Below are 17,279 nucleotides of genomic sequence, written 5' to 3'. Positions count from 1 at the left end.
AAGCTCACCGAATAATCATTGGCAGCCGCCCCTGTGACGCGGTTGAATGGACTCGTCAGACGCGAGGACAACCGAATAGCAGGGGGCACATCACCATGAGCATGATCAAGCGACTCCGCGAGCGCCGGAACAACGCGCGCCGGGCGCGGGCGATCGAGCGTGCGCTGCGGGCCACCGACTCGCCCGCCGTGCGCGACGAGATCCTGATCGCCGCGCAGCGGTTCTACAGCTGATCGCGCCAGACTCCTCTCATCTCCTCACCAGGTCGACGGCCCGTCCGGCTCCATCCCGGGCGGGCCATCGGTGTTCAACGGCCGGCGACACCCTGGCCACCACCCGCCCCGACCAGTGGTCGATGGTGTCACCCGCCGACCGCCGGCCGGTCCATTTCCGAGCCAACTCCCCGGGTTTTCTAACCCAGAGTCAGCGAATGACGACCATGAGTGGCACTCGACGGGCGACCGGGATTCCGTCCCCGACACGCCGCCCGGTACGGTGGGGCCTGGTCGTCGCCCGACCGGCCGCCCGGGGCGCTCGGGCGGACCGTGACAGCTTGATGCGCTCGTTCGACCGGCGCCGGCGGCCGGCGCTGCTCGATCGGCACCGGTCTCGACCGGCTACGGTGCGAGAAGCTTGCCCAGCCGGTTCGCGCCGGTCCTCTCCGGCCACGGGCCGGAGAGACGGCGCGCGAGACCGGTGCGGCCGACATGTGATTGAGGAGGCGCGCGCATGACGTCCGAGGATCCGCAGCACCCCGGCCGCTGGCCGGACGAGGCTGCGCCGGGCGCCGCAGGCCCAGCCCCGTACGACAGCAACGCACCACATGACGACCGGTTCCCGCCCCAGGGCGCCGGCTCCCCGTCGCCCGACTTCGGTTGGGCACCCCCACCACCCTCGGCCGGCACCGCCGGCGGTCCGGCCCCCTGGGACAATCCCGCCGCTGGTCAGCCCGGCACGCCCGGGTGGGGCGCCCCCGGCGCCGCACCCAGTGACCCCCAACCCGAGAACGCCGTGGGAACGGGTCCCGGTGCCCCGACCCGCCCCGACGGCGACGCGGGGTTCCCGCCCGAGTGGGGCACCCCGGCTCCCGGCGGTTCCCCCGGCCCGACCGGGTGGGCGGGATCGGCCGCGCCGCAGGCCGGCCCGGCCGGTCCCACACCCGGCTCTCCGTCGTACCCGCCACCGGCCGGCACCGCCGGTGACCCTTCGAACCAGCCGCTGCCGCAGCGGTCCGCCACGAGCCCGGAGCCGTGGCCGGCGAGCGAGGTGTGGGGCCCGGCCGCGTCCTCGCCCGAGCCGGCCGACCCGCCGGCGTCGTCCACGCCCCGGACCGCCGAGGCGGACCCGTCGGTCGGAGGCTTCCCGCCGCCCTCCGCCTGGGCGCCGCAGCCGCCGGCCTGGTCACCACCGCCCCCGGCCGCGGGCGGTGCCCCGGCCGGCGGTCTCGGACCATCCGCCTTCGAGCCGTCCCGCCCCGAGTCCGACCGGAACACGCCGGGGGACCAGGGCGGCTCGCCCGGCGGATACCAGCCCGGACCGGCACCGGGGATCAACCCGGCGAACGTCGTACCGCTTCCGCCGCAGGAGACCCGGATTCCGGGGGCGAGTCTGGCCGCCGACCCCCCGGCCGACTTCGCACCGCCGGCCGACCCCGCCGGGCCTCGTGGGCCGGGCGGGTGGGCGCCGGGCGGCTTCCCGCCGGGCGCGGCCGAGGCAGCTCCTCCGGCACCCGCACCGCACGTACCCCAGCCCCGCCCGCCGGCCGAGTCGGTCGCCGCCCGGGTCGCCGTACCCGGGTTGGAGCGTCCGGAGCCGGAGCCGGCCCGCACCGCCTCCGGCAGCGCGGCCGCACCCCCCGGCAGCCGCATCGCACCGCCGGCCGACCCCGCCGCCGCGGCGATGGTGCCGGCTCCGCAGTCCCGGGTGTACGGCCGCCCCATCAACCCGGACGAGGCTGAGCAAGCCGACGAGGCCGAGCGGGGCTGGGAACCGGGGCGTCCCGCGGGAGCGGAACCTGGGCTCCCGCCCGGCGGCGGCATCTACGGCACGCCGCCCGCGCAGCCTGGCCCGGAAGCCGCGCCCGCCCCCTTCCCCGGCCCGGCCACCGGATCGGCCCGGGCGGCGGTGCCGGGCGCCGGGGCCCCGGCGCCGGACGTGCCGCATCAGCGTCCCGGTGACGGCGGGCCGAGCGCCTTCGCCGGCCCTGGTGACGCCTTTGGCGGCGGCCCCGGGGTGCGGCCTCCCGCGCAGGACGACCCCTACGGTCTGGGACCGGGCAACCGGCCCGGCACCGAGGGCGGCTTCGGGGCGGACGGCGGGTTCGGCCCGAGCCACGGGGCGGACCCGGGTTTCGGTGATCGTCCCCGGCCCGGTGGTCCCTTCGACGCCGGCGACCCCGCCGGAGCCGGTGGCCCCTTCGGGCCGGGCAACCCGCCGGGACCGGGCAGCCCACCCGGATCAGGCAGCCCCTTCGGCGGACCCGGTAACAACCCTCCCGGACCGGGCAGTCCCTTCGGCGGACCGGGCAACCCTCCCGGATCGGACAGCCCCTTCGGCGGACCGGGCAACCCGCCGGGAGCAGGTGACCCCTTCGGGGGACCGGGCGACCCCTTCGGCCCCGACCGTGGCCGTGGATTCGGTCCCGACGGCGGGTCCGGCCCCGACGGTGGCTTCGGCTCCGGCGGCCGAGACCCCTTCGCGGTGGGCAGCGATCCTCGAGGTGGACCGTCCGGGCCGGGCGGACCCTCCTTCGGAGACCTGGCCCATCCCGGCGGGCCGGCTGGCCCGTCCCCGAACGGCGCCGCCGGGCCGCACGGCGGGGTGGACATCACCGACCGATTCGGCCCGCCACCGCCCTTCGGGTCGGCTCCCGGGGCACCGACGCCGGCGTTCGCGCCTCCTCCGGCGCCGGGCGGGGCGTACGGACCGGGGGCCCCGGCCGGCGCGGGCTGGGGCGCCCCGGACGACGCCGAGCAGGCCAGGTTCGACTCCTTCAAGGCAGCGGAGCCGACGTCGGAACCCACGTCGGAGTCGACGCCCGAGCCGCCGACACCGCAGGTACGCAACGGCAGGGTACTGCTCATGGTGCTGACCGCCGCGGTGTTGCTGCTCGCCATCCCGCTCGGCACGCTCTGGGCACTGGGCAAGATGGGCGGCTCGGACCCGTCGTCCGGGTTCACCCCCGCGGTCGGCGCCTGCGTGAAGAACTCGGACAACAAGCCGATCCCCGCCGACTGCGGCGAGGAGGAGGCCTTCAAGGTCGTCTCCAAGGTCGACAACGCGCAGAAGTGCGAGGATCCGACCCAGCCGACGATCACGCTGCCCGACAAGAAGGAGGTGCTCTGCCTCAAGCCGGCCAAGTCGGACGCCGCCGGCTGACCGGAGTATCTACCCGGCGCGCCCCCGCCGCCCGGCCTCGGTCGGGTGGCGGGGGCGCCGTCATGTCGACCGGGGGCGGGCGCCGTCATGTCGACCGGGAGCGGGGACCGGAACGGGCCTCTGGCCGGAGGACCCGTCCGCGGCTCGCTCCGAGCCCCGGCTCCGGCCCGAGCCCAGCTCCCGGCGTCCGTGCCACCACCGGGCCGGATCCGCAGGCCACCCCCGGCGCCGCGCCCGGCCCGCGGGCTGGGTCAACCGGCAGGTCAGGCAGGATATGGGCATGACTGCACGGGTACGGGCACCGGAGTTCCGCGGCCGGGGCTGGCTCAACACGGGCGGCCGGACACTGACCCTCGCCGACGTACGCGGCAAGATCGTCATCCTGGACTTCTGGACGTTCTGCTGCATCAACTGCCTGCACGTGTTGGACGAGCTGCGCCCGCTCGAGGAGAAGTACGGCGACGTCCTGGTGGTGATCGGGGTCCACTCGCCGAAGTTCGAACACGAGCGCGACCCGGACGCGTTGGCCGCCGCCGTCGAACGCTACGGTGTGCACCACCCGGTGCTCGACGACCCCGAGCTGATCACCTGGCAGCAGTACGCCGCGAAGGCGTGGCCGACGCTGAGCGTCATCGATCCTGAGGGGTACGTCGTCGCCTCGATGGCCGGGGAGGGGCACGCCGAGGGGCTCTCCCGGCTCATCGACGAGCTGATCGCCACCCACGAGGCGAAGGGCACCCTGCGCCGGGGTGACGGCCCGTACGTCCCACCCGCCGAACCCACCACCGCACTGCGCTTTCCCGGCAAGGCCCTGCCGCTGGGGGGTGGCACGGTGCTCGTCTCCGACTCGGCGCGGCACTCCCTGGTCGAGCTGGCCGCCGACGGCGAGACGGTGGTGCGCCGGATCGGCAGCGGCGAGCGGGGCCGGGCCGACGGTTCGGCCGCGACGGCCCGGTTCTCCGAGCCGCAGGGGCTCTGCCGCCTCCCGACGCACGTCGCGGAGATCGCCGGGTACGACGTCGTGGTCGCCGACACCGTCAACCACCTGCTTCGGGGCGTACGGCTGGCGACCGGCGAGGTGACGACCGTGGCCGGCTCCGGTCGGCAGTGGCGCTCGACGGTCGACGACCGTCCACACGACGCCCTCGCCGTCGACCTCTCCTCCCCCTGGGACCTGGCCTGGTACGACGACCGGGTGATCGTCGCGATGGCCGGCATCCACCAGCTCTGGTGGTTCGACCCGGTGAAGCGGACCGCCGGGGTCTACGCCGGCACCACGGTCGAGGCGCTGCGAGACGGGCCGCTGCCGGACGTCTGGCTGGCCCAGCCCTCCGGCCTGTCGGTCTCGACCGACGGCCGCCGGCTCTGGGTCGCGGACAGCGAGACCAGCGCCCTGCGGTACGTCGAGGACCACGTGCTGCACACCGCCGTCGGGCAGGGGCTCTTTGACTTCGGCCACGTGGACGGGCCGGCCGACCAGGCGCTCTTCCAGCATCCGCTGGGGGTGTGCGCGCTGCCGGACGGCTCGGTGCTGGTCGCCGACACGTACAACGGTGCGGTCCGGCGGTACGACCCGGCAACGGCGCTGGTCTCCACGGTGGTCGACGGGCTGGCGGAGCCGAGCGACGTGGTCCGCACCGACGACGGCGGGGTGCTGGTGGTCGAGTCGGCGGCGCACCGGGTGACCCGGCTGGCTCCGGGGGCGCTGTCGGCGGCCGGGGCGAGCACCGTCAACGGAACCCGGCACCGGACCGAACGGCCACCAACCGACCTCGCCGCCGGCGAGCTGACCCTCGATGTGATCTTCGAGCCGCCGCCCGGGCAGAAGCTCGACTCCTCGTTCGGCCCGCCCACCCGGCTGGAGGTCTCGGCGTCCCCGCCGGAGCTGCTCCTCGACGGGGCGGGCGTCGGCCCGGAGCTCTCCCGACGACTGGTGCTGAGCGACCAGGTGACCACGGGGGTGCTCCAGGTCGTCGCGCAGGCGGCCACCTGCGACGCGGAGGCCGAACACCCCGCCTGCCACCTGACCCGGCAGGACTGGGGGGTGCCGGTCCGGATCACCCCGAACGGGGTACGCCGGCTGCCGCTGGTGCTACGCGGCCTGGACCGCTGAGCCCGACCCGGACCGCTGGCCGCGTGACCGCTCGCGTCCGAATCGCGGGGTGACCGACAGCACTACTGTCAAGTAACCTACGGTGCCGTAGCATATCGGGTGTGACTACCTCCACCCAGGTCCGGCTGCGCCCCACCGATCTCGGCAAGCCGCGGATGCGCGGCTGGCTGCACGCGTACGCGTTCCTCGTCGCGCTCGTCGCCGGGGCGGTCCTCTGCGCGGTCGCCACCACCCGTCCCGGGTGGACACCGCTGCTCAGCTGTGCCCTCTACAGCGTCACGGTCTGCGGCCTCTTCGGCACCAGCGCCCTGTACCACCGCCGGGTCTGGTCCGAGCGGGGCTACCGGCTGATGCGGCGGTTGGACCACTCGATGATCTTCGTCTTCATCGCCGGCACCTACACGCCGTTCTGCCTGCTGGTGCTCACGGCGCCGAAGGCGACGACCCTGCTGCTGACCGTGTGGGCCGGTGCGGTGGCCGGGGTGGCGGTCACGCTGGTCTGGCCGGGTGCGCCCCGCTGGGTCTCCGCGCCGCTCTACCTCGCGCTGGGCTGGGTCGCGGTGGCGGTCCTACCGGACCTCCTCCACCGCGGCGGCCTCACGGTGCTGGTACTGCTGATCGCGGGCGGCGTGGCGTACAGCGTCGGCGCGGTCTGCTACGCCCTACGCCGGCCCAACCCGTGGCCCACCGTCTTCGGCCACCACGAGTTCTTCCATGCCTGCACCCTGGTCGCGGCGATCTGTCATCACGTGGCGGTGTACGTCGCGCTCTTCGGCTGAAGACCCCTCGCCCGAACCCCACACGCCCGTACCGGACGGGTCGGAGCGAGACGGCCGGAACACGACGTACCCCAGCGACCCGCCGCCACATCAGGCAAGCTGGGGACAGCCGGGCGAGCCGGCCGGGACGTCGCCCCGCGCCGTTGGGCCGCCGCCGGCGCCGCCCGTACGACCGAAAGGTGTGAGCCCGTGACAGACGACCAACCGTCCGAGGCGCGGGTCAGCGGCGGTGCGGGGGCGGTACCGGTACGCCACCTCGTGCTGCTCCGGCACGCGAAGGCCGAGCCGGCGGCCGGCACGGCAGACGCCGACCGACCGCTGACCACCCGGGGTCACGCCGACGCGGCGGCGGCCGGGGCCTGGCTGCGGTACGAGGGTTACGTGCCGACGACGGTCATCTGCTCACCCGCGAAGCGCACCCGGCAGACCTGGCACGATGCCGCGCTCGGCATGGCGGCACCGCCCACGACGCCGTTGCCGGCCGAACCGGGCGGCCGGACGTCCGGGATGAACGCCCCGACCATCCGGTACGAGCCCCGGGTCTACCGCGGTCGCGCCGAGGACCTGCTCGACCTCGTCCGCGCCACCGACCCGACCGCACAGACGGTGCTGCTGGTCGGACACAACCCCAGCATCTCGGATCTGTCCACTCTGCTCGATCCCGTACACGCCGAACCGGACGGGCTCCGTACCTGCGGCATCGTGATTCACCGGATCGACGGCGGATGGCCGGACGTACGGGAGCGGTCCGCCCCAATCGTCAAGTGGCACACCGCGCGGGGCTGAGTCCGGCGCCGACCGTCAGGTCGGTGGCGCACTCGGCGGCGGTGGATCGGGCGGCGGCGGCATCATCGCGGTCGGGTGCGACAGCCGGTTCTCCTCGACGATCAGCGTGCGGGCCCTCTTTCTCCGGTCCTGCCAGTACCAGAGGGTGGTGAACAGGACGGCGACGCCGGCCGTGATGAGGACCCAACCGACGGCACGCAGGTCCAGCCACCAGATGTTCGCCCGTACCGCGAACGTCAGGATGGCGCCCAGTGCGATGAGGAAAATTCCCGTACCGATGCCCATGTCCGCTGCACTCCCCCGTGCGATGGGTCGTGGGCTTTCATAACGAATCCGGCTTTTGTGACAAGTCCGGGCAAAGTTCTCTGGCTCCGCCTCCACCATAGCGCGGCGGCCGGCGAGCAGTCCGCTCGCCGGCCGCCGGGGTGTACCGCTGTGCAGTAGGTGCCCAGCCGGTCAGAAGGCCTCCTCGGGGAGGTCCATCAGCTCGAGGTCGGCGGCCTGCACGATCCGCCGGTCGGCGCCGATCCGGGGCAGCACCTCGCGGGCGAAGAACCGCGCCGCGGCCACCTTTCCGGTGTAGAACGCCTTGTCCGAGTCGGAGACCTCGCCGCTGAGCGCCCGCAGCGCGACCTCCGCCTGCCGCTGCAACAGCCAGCCGACCACCAGGTCGCCCGCCGCGAGCAGGAACCGCCGGGTGCTCAGCCCGACCTTGTAGAGCGCCCGCGGGTCCCCGCCCTGCGCCTCGCCGAGCCACCCGGTCATCGCGCCCACCATGGCCTGGACCTCGCTCAGCGCCCGACCCAGCGCCTGACGCTCCTCCTTCAACCGGCCGTCGCCCTTGTCGGCGGAAGCCGCCGAGTCCGCTCCGGACTCCACAAACGCCTGAATCTCCCCGGCCACCGCCAACAGGCTCTGACCGTTGTCCCGAACGATCTTCCGGAAGAAGAAGTCGAGACTCTGGATCGCGGTGGTTCCCTCGTAGAGGGTGTCGATCTTCGCGTCCCGGACGTACTGCTCCAGCGGGTAGTCCTGGAGGAAACCGGAGCCACCGAGCGTCTGCAGCGACTCGTGCCCGAGCAGCTCGTACGCCCGCTCCGAGCCGACCCCCTTGACCAGCGGCAGCAACAGGTCGTTGATGCCCTTGGCGCGCTTCGCCGCCGACTCGTCGCCGGCCGCCTCGGCGAGGATGATCCGGTCCTGCCAGGTGGCCGTGTAGCAGACCAGGGCGCGCAGCCCCTCGGCGTACGCCTTCTGCAGCATCAGCGAACGGCGGACGTCCGGGTGGCGGGTGATCGTCACCCGCGGCGCGGTCTTGTCGGTCATCTGGAGCAGATCGGCGCCCTGCACCCGGTTCTTCGCGTACTCGAGGGCGTTGAGGTAGCCGGTGGAGAGGGTCGCGATCGCCTTGGTGCCGACCATCATCCGGGCGTACTCGATGATCAGGAACATCTGCCGGATGCCGTCGTGGATGTCGCCGAGCAGCCATCCCTTGGCCGGTATGCCATGCTCGCCGAAGGTCAGCTCGCAGGTGTTCGAGACCTTCAACCCCATCTTGTGCTCGACGTTCGTGGCGAAGACGCCGTTGCGCTCGCGCAGCTCGCCGGTCTCCTCGTCGAAGTGGAACTTCGGCACGATGAAGAGCGACAGCCCCTTGGTGCCCGGGCCGCCGGCGCCCTCGACACCCACCGGCCGGGCCAGGACGTAGTGGATGATGTTGTCGGTCAGGTCGTGCTCACCGCTGGTGATGAAGCGCTTGACGCCCTCGATGTGCCAGGAACCGTCGGGCTGCGGGATGGCCCGGGTCCGACCGGCGCCCACGTCGGAACCGGCGTCCGGCTCGGTGAGCACCATGGTGGCACCCCACCGCTTCTCGACGAAGAGCTTGGCCCACTTCTTCTGCCGTTCGGTCCCCTCGCGGTAGAGGGTGTGCGCGAACGAGGGGCCGCCCGCGTACATCCACAGTGGTGCGTTGGCGCCGAGGATCAGCTCGGCCGCCGACCACCAGAGGGCGCGGGGAGCCGGGGTGCCGTCCAGCTCGGCGGGAAGATCCATCCGCCAGAACTCCGACTCCATCAACGCCCGATACGACCTCTTGAACTCCTCCGGCAGCGGGGCGGTGTGCGTCGCCGGATCGAAGACCGGTGGGTTGCGGTCGCTGGAGGCGTAGCTCGCCGCCAGCTCCTCCCGAGCCAACCGGTCCACCTCGGCGAGGACCGTGCGGGCGGTGTCGGCGTCCAGTTCGGAGTACGGGCCCTGGCCGAACGCCTGATCCGGACCGAAGACCTCGAAGAGGTTGAATTCAAGATCGCGCAGGTTGCTCTTGTAGTGGGTCATGACGCTTGGCCCCCCGGCTTCCGAACACGTGTTACCCGACAGTAACCGGAGTTATATTACTCGCGGGTAAAGATTCTCGGTTCGCCCGTTCGGGTGACGGCCGCCACACCACCGGCTGCCCGCGGCGGAATCGCCCCCGCGGCCGGCACGGCTCGCCGCCCCCGGCCGCTCGGCACCTCGGCAGCCGGCCCGCGACGCTCGGCACCTCGGCAGCCGGCCCGCGGCGCTCGGCGCCTCGGCGGCCGGCCCGGGGACGGTCAGCCGTCCGCGGCGCCGACCTCCCAGCTTGGGACGGCGACGGTGGTCGCCGGGCGGGGTCCCGGATACTCCAGCAGCACCAACGCGATGTCGTCGTCGAGCCGGCCCCGCACCCACTCGATCAACGCGCTCTCGAGCGACACCAACCCGTCGGCGACCGTCCCATGGCCGAGCAGCTGCCAGGCCCGGTCGACGGTGGGAAAGAACTCCCCGTCCCGCCGCGCCTCGCCCAGTCCGTCGGTGAAGAGCAACAGCCGGTCGCCCGGCTCGAGGCGCTCGACCCGAGGTCGGACCACCGGCATGAAGCCCAGCGGCGGCGCCGGAGCCGGCGGATCCATCGGGATGACCTGGCCGCGGCGCAGCAGCAACGGCGGCGGATGGCCGCAGTTCACGATCGTCAACGTGCCACCCCGCTCCTCGACCAACGCGGCGGTCACGAAGTCCTCGTCCCCGACGTTACGGGCCACCGCACGGTCGAGGTCCGTGACGATGGCCCGCAGGTCCGCCCGCTCGTAGGCGACATGCCGATAGGAACCGAGGACGATGCTGGCCAGCCGTACCGCGTCCAGCCCCTTGCCTCGGACGTCGCCGATGAGAATGCGGACGCCGTACGGGGTGTCGACCGCCTCGTACAGGTCGCCGCCGATGTCCGCCGCCGCGGTGGCCGAGATGTAGTGGCCGGCGACCGCCAGACTGCCGACCCGCGGGCCGATCGGACGGAGCACGGCCTGCTGGGCCACGGAGGCGAGCTTGGACAGCTCCGCGATCCGGTCGGCCTGTCGTTGCCGGATCACCGAGAACAGCACGGCGGTCGCGGTCGCCACGACGACGCCAACGGTGTCGACCGCGGTCCCGAGCGGCGGGACCACCCCGCAGACGGCCAACGAGACCGCGAGTGCGACCGCGGCCACCCCGACCGCGAGTACGATCTGCCAGGACGCGAACACGGCGGCGAGGAAGGGCGCCGCCACCCCCAGCCCGACATAGCTGATCGTGGATTCGTCCGAGAGCTCGACGACGGCGATGAGCACAAGCAGCACGAGGGCCGCGCCGAGACCGGCGCGGGAACCAGGGCTCAGGGGGCACGCGCCCGAGGGCATCAGTCGCATGGGTACGCGGAACAGCATGCCTGATCGACGCGGGCGATTGTATGGACTTGGCTCCTCGTCCGATCGGGTTCTGACCACTGGCGCATCCAACCGTCGCGGTTTCGCCGGACTTTGTCGGGCGGTCAGCCAACGGGTGCGATTCACCGGAACATTCCGTTCCGCGGCGACCGGAGCGGGTCGCCCACCCGCACCGGGAGGGAGGCCTCAGCCGAGGATCTCGTACCGCACGGTGAGCGCGCCGACGCTCAGCGGAGCGATCGCCTCGAACGCCGCTCGGGAGAGGTCGAGGCACCGGCCCTCGACGAAGGGCCCACGATCGTTGATCCGTACCACCACGGACCGGTTGTTCTCGGGGTTGGTGACCCGGACCCTGGTGTTGAACGGCAGGGTCTTGTGCGCCGCGGTGAGGGCGTTCGGGTCGAACGCCTCACCGTTCGCGGTGACCTGCCCCTGGTCGTAGTAGGAGGCACCGCAGGAGCCGGACCCGACGACCTGCTCACCCTTCGGGCTCGCCGTCGGCTTCGTCGTCGCCCTCTTCGCCGCGCTCGAGCGGGCCCCGGCGAGAGAGTGGGACGGGGTCGGCCGCGGGCTCGACCGCGAGGCCCGCTCCGGCGACCGGGACGGTGTGGCGGTGGCCGGGGCCGGGGTGGCCGTGGTTGCGGTCGGGGTCGGGAGGCTCGACGCGGCCGGGGTGGCCGCATCGACCATGGGCGGGACGGCCGGAGGATCCTCTCCGACGCCGAACTGCACCGCGCCGGCCGCACCCGCCCCCAGCAGGGCCAGCGCGACCGCGCCGGATGCCACCAGGCCGGTCCGTGACCTGAACCGAACTCGCGCGTGCCTTCCCGCCACCGGCTCGTCCTCTCGTACGACGGCAGAGATCGGGTCGGACCGTAACGAGAGGGGTACGTCGGAAGTCAATGTGATCACGGTGCTATGCCCGGTAATGAGGTGAAACGTGTGGCCGATCATCCGACCCCGACTGGGCCGGACGGGTCGGGGCGGGACAATGGCCGGGATGGGGACCGAACTCAGGAGACGCCTGATCGAGACGTTCCGCTGGACCGATCCGGGACCGGAGAGCGATCTCCTGGTCAGCGACGTCTCCGGCTGGTGGCGGGACCCGGCGGTCCTCGGTGCCCTCGGCCCGGCGCTGGCCCAGCCGTACCGGGCGGCCCGGCCCACCGTCGTGATCGCTCCCGAGGTCACCGGTTACCTGCTCGGCCCGCTGGTGGCCGGCGCGCTCGGCGTCGGGTTCGTACCGGCCCACAAGCACAGCGGCGACCGGCGCATCGCCGAGCCCACCACGTGGGCCTGGACCGGGATCGACTCCCGGGGGCGGCGGCTGGCGCTCGGCGTACGCGACCGGCACCTCGGACCGGGCGACCGGGTGCTGGTGGTCGACGACTGGGTGGCCAGCGGCGCCCAGCTCCGCGCCCTCTACGAGGTCGTCGCGGCGCGCGGCGGCACCGTGCTCGGGGCGAGCGCCATCGTCGCGGACTGTCCGCCGGAGACGGCCCGCGAGCTTCGGCTCGTCAGCCTGCTCACCGCCGACGACCTCGGCGACCAGCCCTCGCCGGCCTGACCCGCCGGCTCGCTACGCCGGTCGCCGACCCCGACGGGGCGCAACGCCGCGGTGACCACGGTGACCGGCGGCGTTGGCCCCGGTGGCCCGCGCCGCCGCGCCGACCCCGCCGACAAGGGGAAGCCGACCCCGCCGACAAAGGGAACCGGCGCACCGGCCGGCCCTCGCCACCGCGGCCGTGTACGTGAGCGTCCACGTTCTCCACAGATTGTTCACAACGCCAGCCACGATTACTCACGCCCGCTTCCTACAGTCGGGGCATGCAGCAACGCCGGATCCTGGTCGTGGAGGACGAACGCACCATCGCTGAGTCGGTCGCGGCTCGGCTCCGCGCCGAGGGCTTCCTGGTGGAGATCGCCCGAGACGGGCCGAGCGCGGTCGAGACGGTCCGGAGCTACCGGCCCGAGCTGGTCGTCCTCGACGTGATGCTGCCCGGCTTCGACGGGCTGGAGGTGTGCCGTCGGATCCAGGCCGACCGGCCGATTCCGGTCCTGATGCTGACCGCCCGGGACGACGAGACCGACCTGCTGATCGGGCTCGCGGTCGGCGCGGACGACTACCTGACCAAGCCGTTCTCGCTCCGGGAGCTGGCCGCCCGGGTGCACGCGCTGCTGCGCCGCGTCGACCGGGCGGCCGACGCCGTCCGGCATGGGCGGGAGGTTCTCCGGGTCGGCGACCTGGAGATCAACCAGGCGGAGCGCCGGGTCCGGCGGGACGGGGTCAAGGCGCACCTGACCCCGACCGAGTTCGACCTGTTGGTCCACTTCGCCAGCCGGCCCCGCACCGTACTGCCCCGGGAACGGCTCCTGGCCGAGGTCTGGGGCTGGGCGGACGGTTCCGGCACCCGGACCGTCGACAGCCACGTCAAGGCACTGCGCCGCAAGCTCGGCGCGGACCTGATCCGCACCGTGCACGGCGTCGGGTACGCCCTGGAGGTGCCGGCGTGAAGGCGCTGCTGGCCGGCTTCAACCGGGCGATGGACGTCCTGCCCCGGCCGTTGGACCCGATCCGGTCGATCAAACTGAAGCTCGGCATCCTGCTGGTCGGTTCGGGCGCCGCCGGGCTCTGCGTGTTTCGGATCGGCATCGGCTGGCTGCCGAAGTGGACGACGATCACGGCGATCGGCGTCGCCCTGTTGACCTCGCAGATCCTGGCCCACGGGGTGACCTCTCCCCTGCGGGAGATGACGGCGGCGGCCCGTGCGATGGCCCGCGGTGACTACACCCGACGGGTCCGCGCCACGTCGCGGGACGAGGTCGGCGAGTTGGCCGCGGCGTTCAACCAGATGGCCAGCGACCTGGCCGAGGCCGACCGGCGCCGCCGGGAGCTCATCGCGAACGTGTCGCACGAGCTGCGTACCCCGATCACCGCCCTCCAGGGCGTCCTGGAGAACATCGTCGACGGGGTCGCGACGCCGGACCAGGCCACGCTGCGGGGCGCACTCGCCCAGACCGAGCGCCTCGGCCTGCTCGTCGCCGACCTGCTCGACCTGTCCCGGCTCGACGCCGGGGTGCTGCCGCTGCAGCGGGAAGAGATCGACGTCGCGGAGTTCCTGGCCGACGTCGTCCAGCAGGCGTCGATGACCGCGGTCGGCTCGGGCCGCGACGTCCGGATCGAGGTACGCCTGCAGTCGTCCCCGCTGCGCATCGAGGCCGATCCCCGTCGTCTGCACCAGGTCTTCGCCAACCTGCTCGACAACGCGGCCCGGCACAGCCCGCCCGGCGGGACCGTGCTGGTGAGCGCCGAGCGGGTGGGCGACCAGTTGTGCTTCGAGGTCGTCGACGAGGGGGAGGGGATTCCGGAGCAGCTTCGCTCGGCGGTCTTCGAGCGTTTCACCCGGGGCGAGCGCCCGAGCGGCGGCGGAACCGGCCTGGGCCTGGCCATCGCGCGCTGGGTCGTGGAGCTGCACGGCGGCAGCATCGGCGTCGTCGACCCGCCCGCCGCGCCGGACCGCCCGACCGGCTGCCGGATCCGGGTGAGTCTCCCCCTCGTCGCCAGCCCCGACCTCCCCCAGCCAACCCTGGAGCCACGATGAGCAGCACAGACCCGACCAGCTGACTCTGCTGGTGGTCGGTGCCGCCAGCTGGTGGGCGCCCCGGGACGCGCGGGCCGACCGGGTGCTGATCCGGGTACTGCTCGGCACGCTGACGCTGCTCAGCGTGGTGATCGTCGCCTCCGCGCTGTACCGGATGGACGTCTACGCCGACGCGTACGGCGCCACCCGGCTGCGCCTGTTGGTCGCGGTCTGCGAGCTCTGGATCGGGCTGCTCTTCGTACTCGTCGCGGTCGCCGGGATACGACTCTCCGGCGCCTGGCTGCCCCGGGTCGCCCTCGGTACGGCGGTGCTCGCCCTGCTCGGCCTCGCCGTCGCCAACCCGGACCGGCTGATCGCGGAGCACAACGTCGCCCGGTACGACCGGACCGGCCGGATCGACGTGTGGTACCTGTCCCGGCTCTCCGCCGACGCGGTGCCGGCGCTGGACCGGCTACCCGACCCGCTGCGCCGCTGCGCGCTGGCCTGGATCGCCTACGAGCTGCCCGCGACGGACGACTGGCGGGAGACCAACCTCGGCCGGATCGCCGCCCGGCGCATCCTCGCCGAGCGTCCGGTGTCGGCGTCGACACCGCCCTTCGACGAGCACGCCTCGGCGAGCTGCGACTGACCGCGGCACGGGTCACCCCGGGGCGCCCCGGGGTGACCGGTCGGGCCGCCCGGCCCGGGCGAATCCGCTCGACCTACCGGACGAACGTCCGGCCCTGGCCGCGCACCCTTGACATTCGTGGCGAGCGGGCGAAACTGCCGGAATGGCCACCCCCGTCGACCCACCACGGGATCCCGGTCCGTCGGAGGCGCCGCCCCGCCGGACCCGGGTGGTGCTGGCCGAGGTGGCACGACGGCGGACCGGGGCGGAGCGGACCCGGGCGGAGCTGGCCCAACAGACCCAGGTGGGCGAGGCACTGGTCCGCGGGCTGGTCCGGGCACAGCTCGCCCTCGCGCTGCGGCTGTCGCTGGTGGTGGGGATCGGGCTCGGCGGGCTGCCGCTGCTCTTCGCCATCGCCCCCGAGGTGGGCACGGCGAAGCTCTTCGGGATCAACCTGCCCTGGCTGCTGCTCGGGGTTGCCGCCTTCCCGTTCCTGGTCGCGGTCGGCTGGGCGTACGTGCACCTGGCCGAACGCAACGAGCAGGACTTCACGGACGTGGTCCAGCGACCGGAGCGCTGAGCCGTGGACAACCCGTACACCGTTCCGGCGATGATCGCGGTCACCCTGGCCACGGTGGTGATCGGCTTCTACGGGCTGACCCTGGCCCGGACCACCTCCGACTTCCTGGTCGCCTCCCGGATGGTCAGCCCGACCTGGAACGCGGCGGCGATCGGCGGGGAGTACCTCTCCGCCGCCTCCTTCCTCGGCGTCGCCGGCCTGATCCTCAAGTACGGCGTCGACGTGCTCTGGTACCCGGTCGGCTTCGCCGCCGGCTACCTGGCGCTGCTGCTCTTCGTGGCCGCGCCGCTGCGCCGCTCCGGCGCGTTCACCCTGCCCGACTTCTGCGAGCTGCGGCTCGGTTCCCGCCGGCTGCGCACGCTCGCCACCGTCTTCGTCGCCTTCATCGGGTGGCTCTACCTCGTCCCGCAGTTGCAGGGGGCCGGACTCACCCTGAGCACGGTCACCGGCAGCCCGTACCCGCTCGGCGCGCTGCTGGTCGGGGCGGTGGTGACCGGGAACGTGGCGCTGGGCGGGATGCGGGCGGTCACCTTCGTGCAGGCGTTCCAGTACTGGCTGAAGCTGACCGCGCTCGCCGTACCGGCGATCTTTCTCGTGTTGCAGTGGCAGTCGGACGGGCGGCCGGCGGTGACCCCGGAGGCCGGAGCCGTCTTCCCGGCCGCGACCACCGTCGTGGTCGAGCAGGCGGCGACGCTCACCCTGGCCGACGGCACGACCCGGGAGGTACGCCCCGGCGAGGAGCTCAGCTTCGCCGCCGGTGAACCCGTACCGGAGATCTCCAGCACCGACACGGTCAACGGAGCCGACTGGCTGTTGCCGAGTACGGCCGGCGACGACGACCGGGGGCTCTTCGCCACGTACTCGCTGATCCTGGCGACGTTCCTCGGCACCATGGGACTGCCCCACGTCCTCGTCCGCTTCTACACCAACCCCGACGGCGCCGCCGCCCGCCGGACCACGCTGGTCGTGCTGGCCCTGGTCGGCACCTTCTACCTCTTTCCCACCCTGTACGGCGTCCTCGGCCGGATCTACACCCCGCAGCTGCTCCTGACCGGACGGAGCGACGCGGTGGTGGTGCTGCTCCCCAGCGCGGCCCTCGGCAACGGCCTGACCGGGCAACTCCTGGCCGCGCTGGTCGCCGCCGGGGCGTTCGCCGCCTTCCTCTCCACCTCCTCCGGCCTGCTCACCAGCGTGGCCGGGGTGCTCTCCACCGACCTGCTCGGCCACGGCTCGGTACGCGACTTCCGGTTCGCCACGGTCGTCGCCGGGCTGGTCCCGACGGTGCTCGCGCTGTACGTCTCCGGACTGGACGTCTCCCAGGTCGTCGGGCTGGCGTTCGCGGTCGCCGCCTCCAGCTTCTGCCCCCTGCTGGTGCTCGGCATCTGGTGGCGGGGCCTCACCGACGCCGGGGCGGCGGCCGGGATCCTGGTCGGCGGCGGGGCGGCGGTCGGGGCGGTGCTCTTCACCGTCGTCGGGCCGGAGCTGACCGGGTGGCCGGCCGTCCTGATCGCCCAGCCGGCGGCCTGGACCGTCCCGCTCGCCTTCACCGTCATGGTCGCCGCGTCCTGGGTCACCCGACGCCGGACGCCGCCCGACGTCGCCGCGACGATGCTCCGGCTGCACGCCCCCGACGCCCTCCGGCTGTAAGGAAGGGCCCCTTCCTATCGTTTTTTGTATAAGAAGGGGCCCTTCCTCACACCTCTCAAGCGGGG

Annotated in this window: 15 protein-coding genes; 11 read left to right on the top strand and 4 right to left on the bottom strand. The window is 73.2% G+C overall.

The annotated features are described in order from the left end of the window. The first annotated feature begins 95 nt into the window (after window positions 1-95). The 5 genes from EF879_RS27470 (at window position 96) to EF879_RS02060 (ending at window position 7,056) form a co-directional block, all read left to right on the top strand. Complete coding sequence (locus EF879_RS27470; RefSeq protein ID WP_199736099.1) at window positions 96-233, top strand: hypothetical protein; 138 nt, start codon at window positions 96-98, stop codon at window positions 231-233. A 496-nt stretch (window positions 234-729) separates the two neighbouring features. Further along, complete coding sequence (locus tag EF879_RS26920) at window positions 730-3,378, top strand: hypothetical protein (protein WP_148086338.1); 2,649 nt, start codon at window positions 730-732, stop codon at window positions 3,376-3,378. Between the two features lie 274 nt (window positions 3,379-3,652). Further along, window positions 3,653-5,491, top strand: coding sequence for an NHL domain-containing thioredoxin family protein (locus EF879_RS02070; RefSeq protein ID WP_370375432.1), 1,839 nt, complete (start codon window positions 3,653-3,655; stop codon window positions 5,489-5,491). 101 nt (window positions 5,492-5,592) lie between these two features. Continuing rightward, window positions 5,593-6,270 carry a hemolysin III family protein gene (locus EF879_RS02065; protein ID WP_123554063.1) on the top strand — a complete coding sequence of 226 codons (678 nt, stop codon included), beginning with the start codon at window positions 5,593-5,595 and terminating at the stop codon, window positions 6,268-6,270. A 189-nt stretch (window positions 6,271-6,459) separates the two neighbouring features. After that, window positions 6,460-7,056: a histidine phosphatase family protein gene (locus EF879_RS02060; RefSeq protein ID WP_123554061.1), complete on the top strand. Its 597-nt coding sequence runs from the start codon at window positions 6,460-6,462 to the stop codon at window positions 7,054-7,056. A 15-nt stretch (window positions 7,057-7,071) separates the two neighbouring features. On the opposite strand, the gene EF879_RS02055 is transcribed toward EF879_RS02060, so the two are convergent. The 4 genes from EF879_RS02055 to EF879_RS02040 form a co-directional block, all read right to left on the bottom strand. Continuing rightward, window positions 7,072-7,341, bottom strand: coding sequence for a DUF6458 family protein (locus EF879_RS02055; RefSeq protein WP_123554059.1), 270 nt, complete (start codon window positions 7,339-7,341; stop codon window positions 7,072-7,074). A gap of 171 nt (window positions 7,342-7,512) precedes the next feature. Next, window positions 7,513-9,393 (bottom strand): acyl-CoA dehydrogenase, encoded by a 1,881-nt coding sequence (locus EF879_RS02050; RefSeq protein WP_123554057.1) that lies wholly within the window; start codon window positions 9,391-9,393, stop codon window positions 7,513-7,515. A gap of 257 nt (window positions 9,394-9,650) precedes the next feature. Beyond that, window positions 9,651-10,778 carry a PP2C family protein-serine/threonine phosphatase gene (locus EF879_RS02045; protein WP_123554055.1) on the bottom strand — a complete coding sequence of 376 codons (1,128 nt, stop codon included), beginning with the start codon at window positions 10,776-10,778 and terminating at the stop codon, window positions 9,651-9,653. A gap of 186 nt (window positions 10,779-10,964) precedes the next feature. Further along, complete coding sequence (locus tag EF879_RS02040; RefSeq protein WP_123554053.1) at window positions 10,965-11,612, bottom strand: septal ring lytic transglycosylase RlpA family protein; 648 nt, start codon at window positions 11,610-11,612, stop codon at window positions 10,965-10,967. A 166-nt stretch (window positions 11,613-11,778) separates the two neighbouring features. On the opposite strand from EF879_RS02040, the gene EF879_RS02035 reads away from it, so the two are divergent. From EF879_RS02035 to EF879_RS02010, 6 genes are all read left to right on the top strand, one after another. Further along, window positions 11,779-12,345: a phosphoribosyltransferase family protein gene (locus EF879_RS02035; protein WP_123555257.1), complete on the top strand. Its 567-nt coding sequence runs from the start codon at window positions 11,779-11,781 to the stop codon at window positions 12,343-12,345. A 260-nt stretch (window positions 12,346-12,605) separates the two neighbouring features. Continuing rightward, window positions 12,606-13,292, top strand: coding sequence for a response regulator transcription factor (locus EF879_RS02030; RefSeq protein WP_123554051.1), 687 nt, complete (start codon window positions 12,606-12,608; stop codon window positions 13,290-13,292). Window positions 13,293-13,321: 29 nt separating this feature from the next. Then, window positions 13,322-14,380: a HAMP domain-containing sensor histidine kinase gene (locus tag EF879_RS02025; RefSeq protein ID WP_123555255.1), complete on the top strand. Its 1,059-nt coding sequence runs from the start codon at window positions 13,322-13,324 to the stop codon at window positions 14,378-14,380. A 31-nt stretch (window positions 14,381-14,411) separates the two neighbouring features. Then, a complete protein-coding gene (locus EF879_RS02020) occupies window positions 14,412-15,008 on the top strand; it encodes a DUF4173 domain-containing protein (RefSeq protein ID WP_233604171.1) in 597 nt (198 codons plus the stop codon). A 142-nt stretch (window positions 15,009-15,150) separates the two neighbouring features. Further along, window positions 15,151-15,567 (top strand): DUF485 domain-containing protein, encoded by a 417-nt coding sequence (locus tag EF879_RS02015; protein ID WP_123554047.1) that lies wholly within the window; start codon window positions 15,151-15,153, stop codon window positions 15,565-15,567. Between the two features lie 3 nt (window positions 15,568-15,570). Beyond that, window positions 15,571-17,214: a cation acetate symporter gene (locus tag EF879_RS02010; protein WP_123554045.1), complete on the top strand. Its 1,644-nt coding sequence runs from the start codon at window positions 15,571-15,573 to the stop codon at window positions 17,212-17,214. Window positions 17,215-17,279 lie beyond the last annotated feature (65 nt).

This window comes from Micromonospora sp. HM5-17 (assembly GCF_003762835.1).
Taxonomy (GTDB): domain Bacteria; phylum Actinomycetota; class Actinomycetes; order Mycobacteriales; family Micromonosporaceae; genus Plantactinospora.
Note: the sequence above shows the minus strand (reverse complement) of the source record. Positions and strands in the feature narration are given on the sequence as shown.

Coding starts and splice junctions, on each gene's coding strand:
- EF879_RS27470 (WP_199736099.1), top strand. CDS start 96: ATGAGCATGATCAAGCGACTCCGCGAGCGCCGGAACAACGCGCGCCGG.
- EF879_RS26920 (WP_148086338.1), top strand. CDS start 730: ATGACGTCCGAGGATCCGCAGCACCCCGGCCGCTGGCCGGACGAGGCT.
- EF879_RS02070 (WP_370375432.1), top strand. CDS start 3,653: ATGGGCATGACTGCACGGGTACGGGCACCGGAGTTCCGCGGCCGGGGC.
- EF879_RS02055 (WP_123554059.1), bottom strand. CDS start 7,341: ATGGGCATCGGTACGGGAATTTTCCTCATCGCACTGGGCGCCATCCTG.
- EF879_RS02050 (WP_123554057.1), bottom strand. CDS start 9,393: ATGACCCACTACAAGAGCAACCTGCGCGATCTTGAATTCAACCTCTTC.
- EF879_RS02045 (WP_123554055.1), bottom strand. CDS start 10,778: ATGCTGTTCCGCGTACCCATGCGACTGATGCCCTCGGGCGCGTGCCCC.
- EF879_RS02035 (WP_123555257.1), top strand. CDS start 11,779: ATGGGGACCGAACTCAGGAGACGCCTGATCGAGACGTTCCGCTGGACC.
- EF879_RS02030 (WP_123554051.1), top strand. CDS start 12,606: ATGCAGCAACGCCGGATCCTGGTCGTGGAGGACGAACGCACCATCGCT.
- EF879_RS02025 (WP_123555255.1), top strand. CDS start 13,322: ATGGACGTCCTGCCCCGGCCGTTGGACCCGATCCGGTCGATCAAACTG.
- EF879_RS02015 (WP_123554047.1), top strand. CDS start 15,151: ATGGCCACCCCCGTCGACCCACCACGGGATCCCGGTCCGTCGGAGGCG.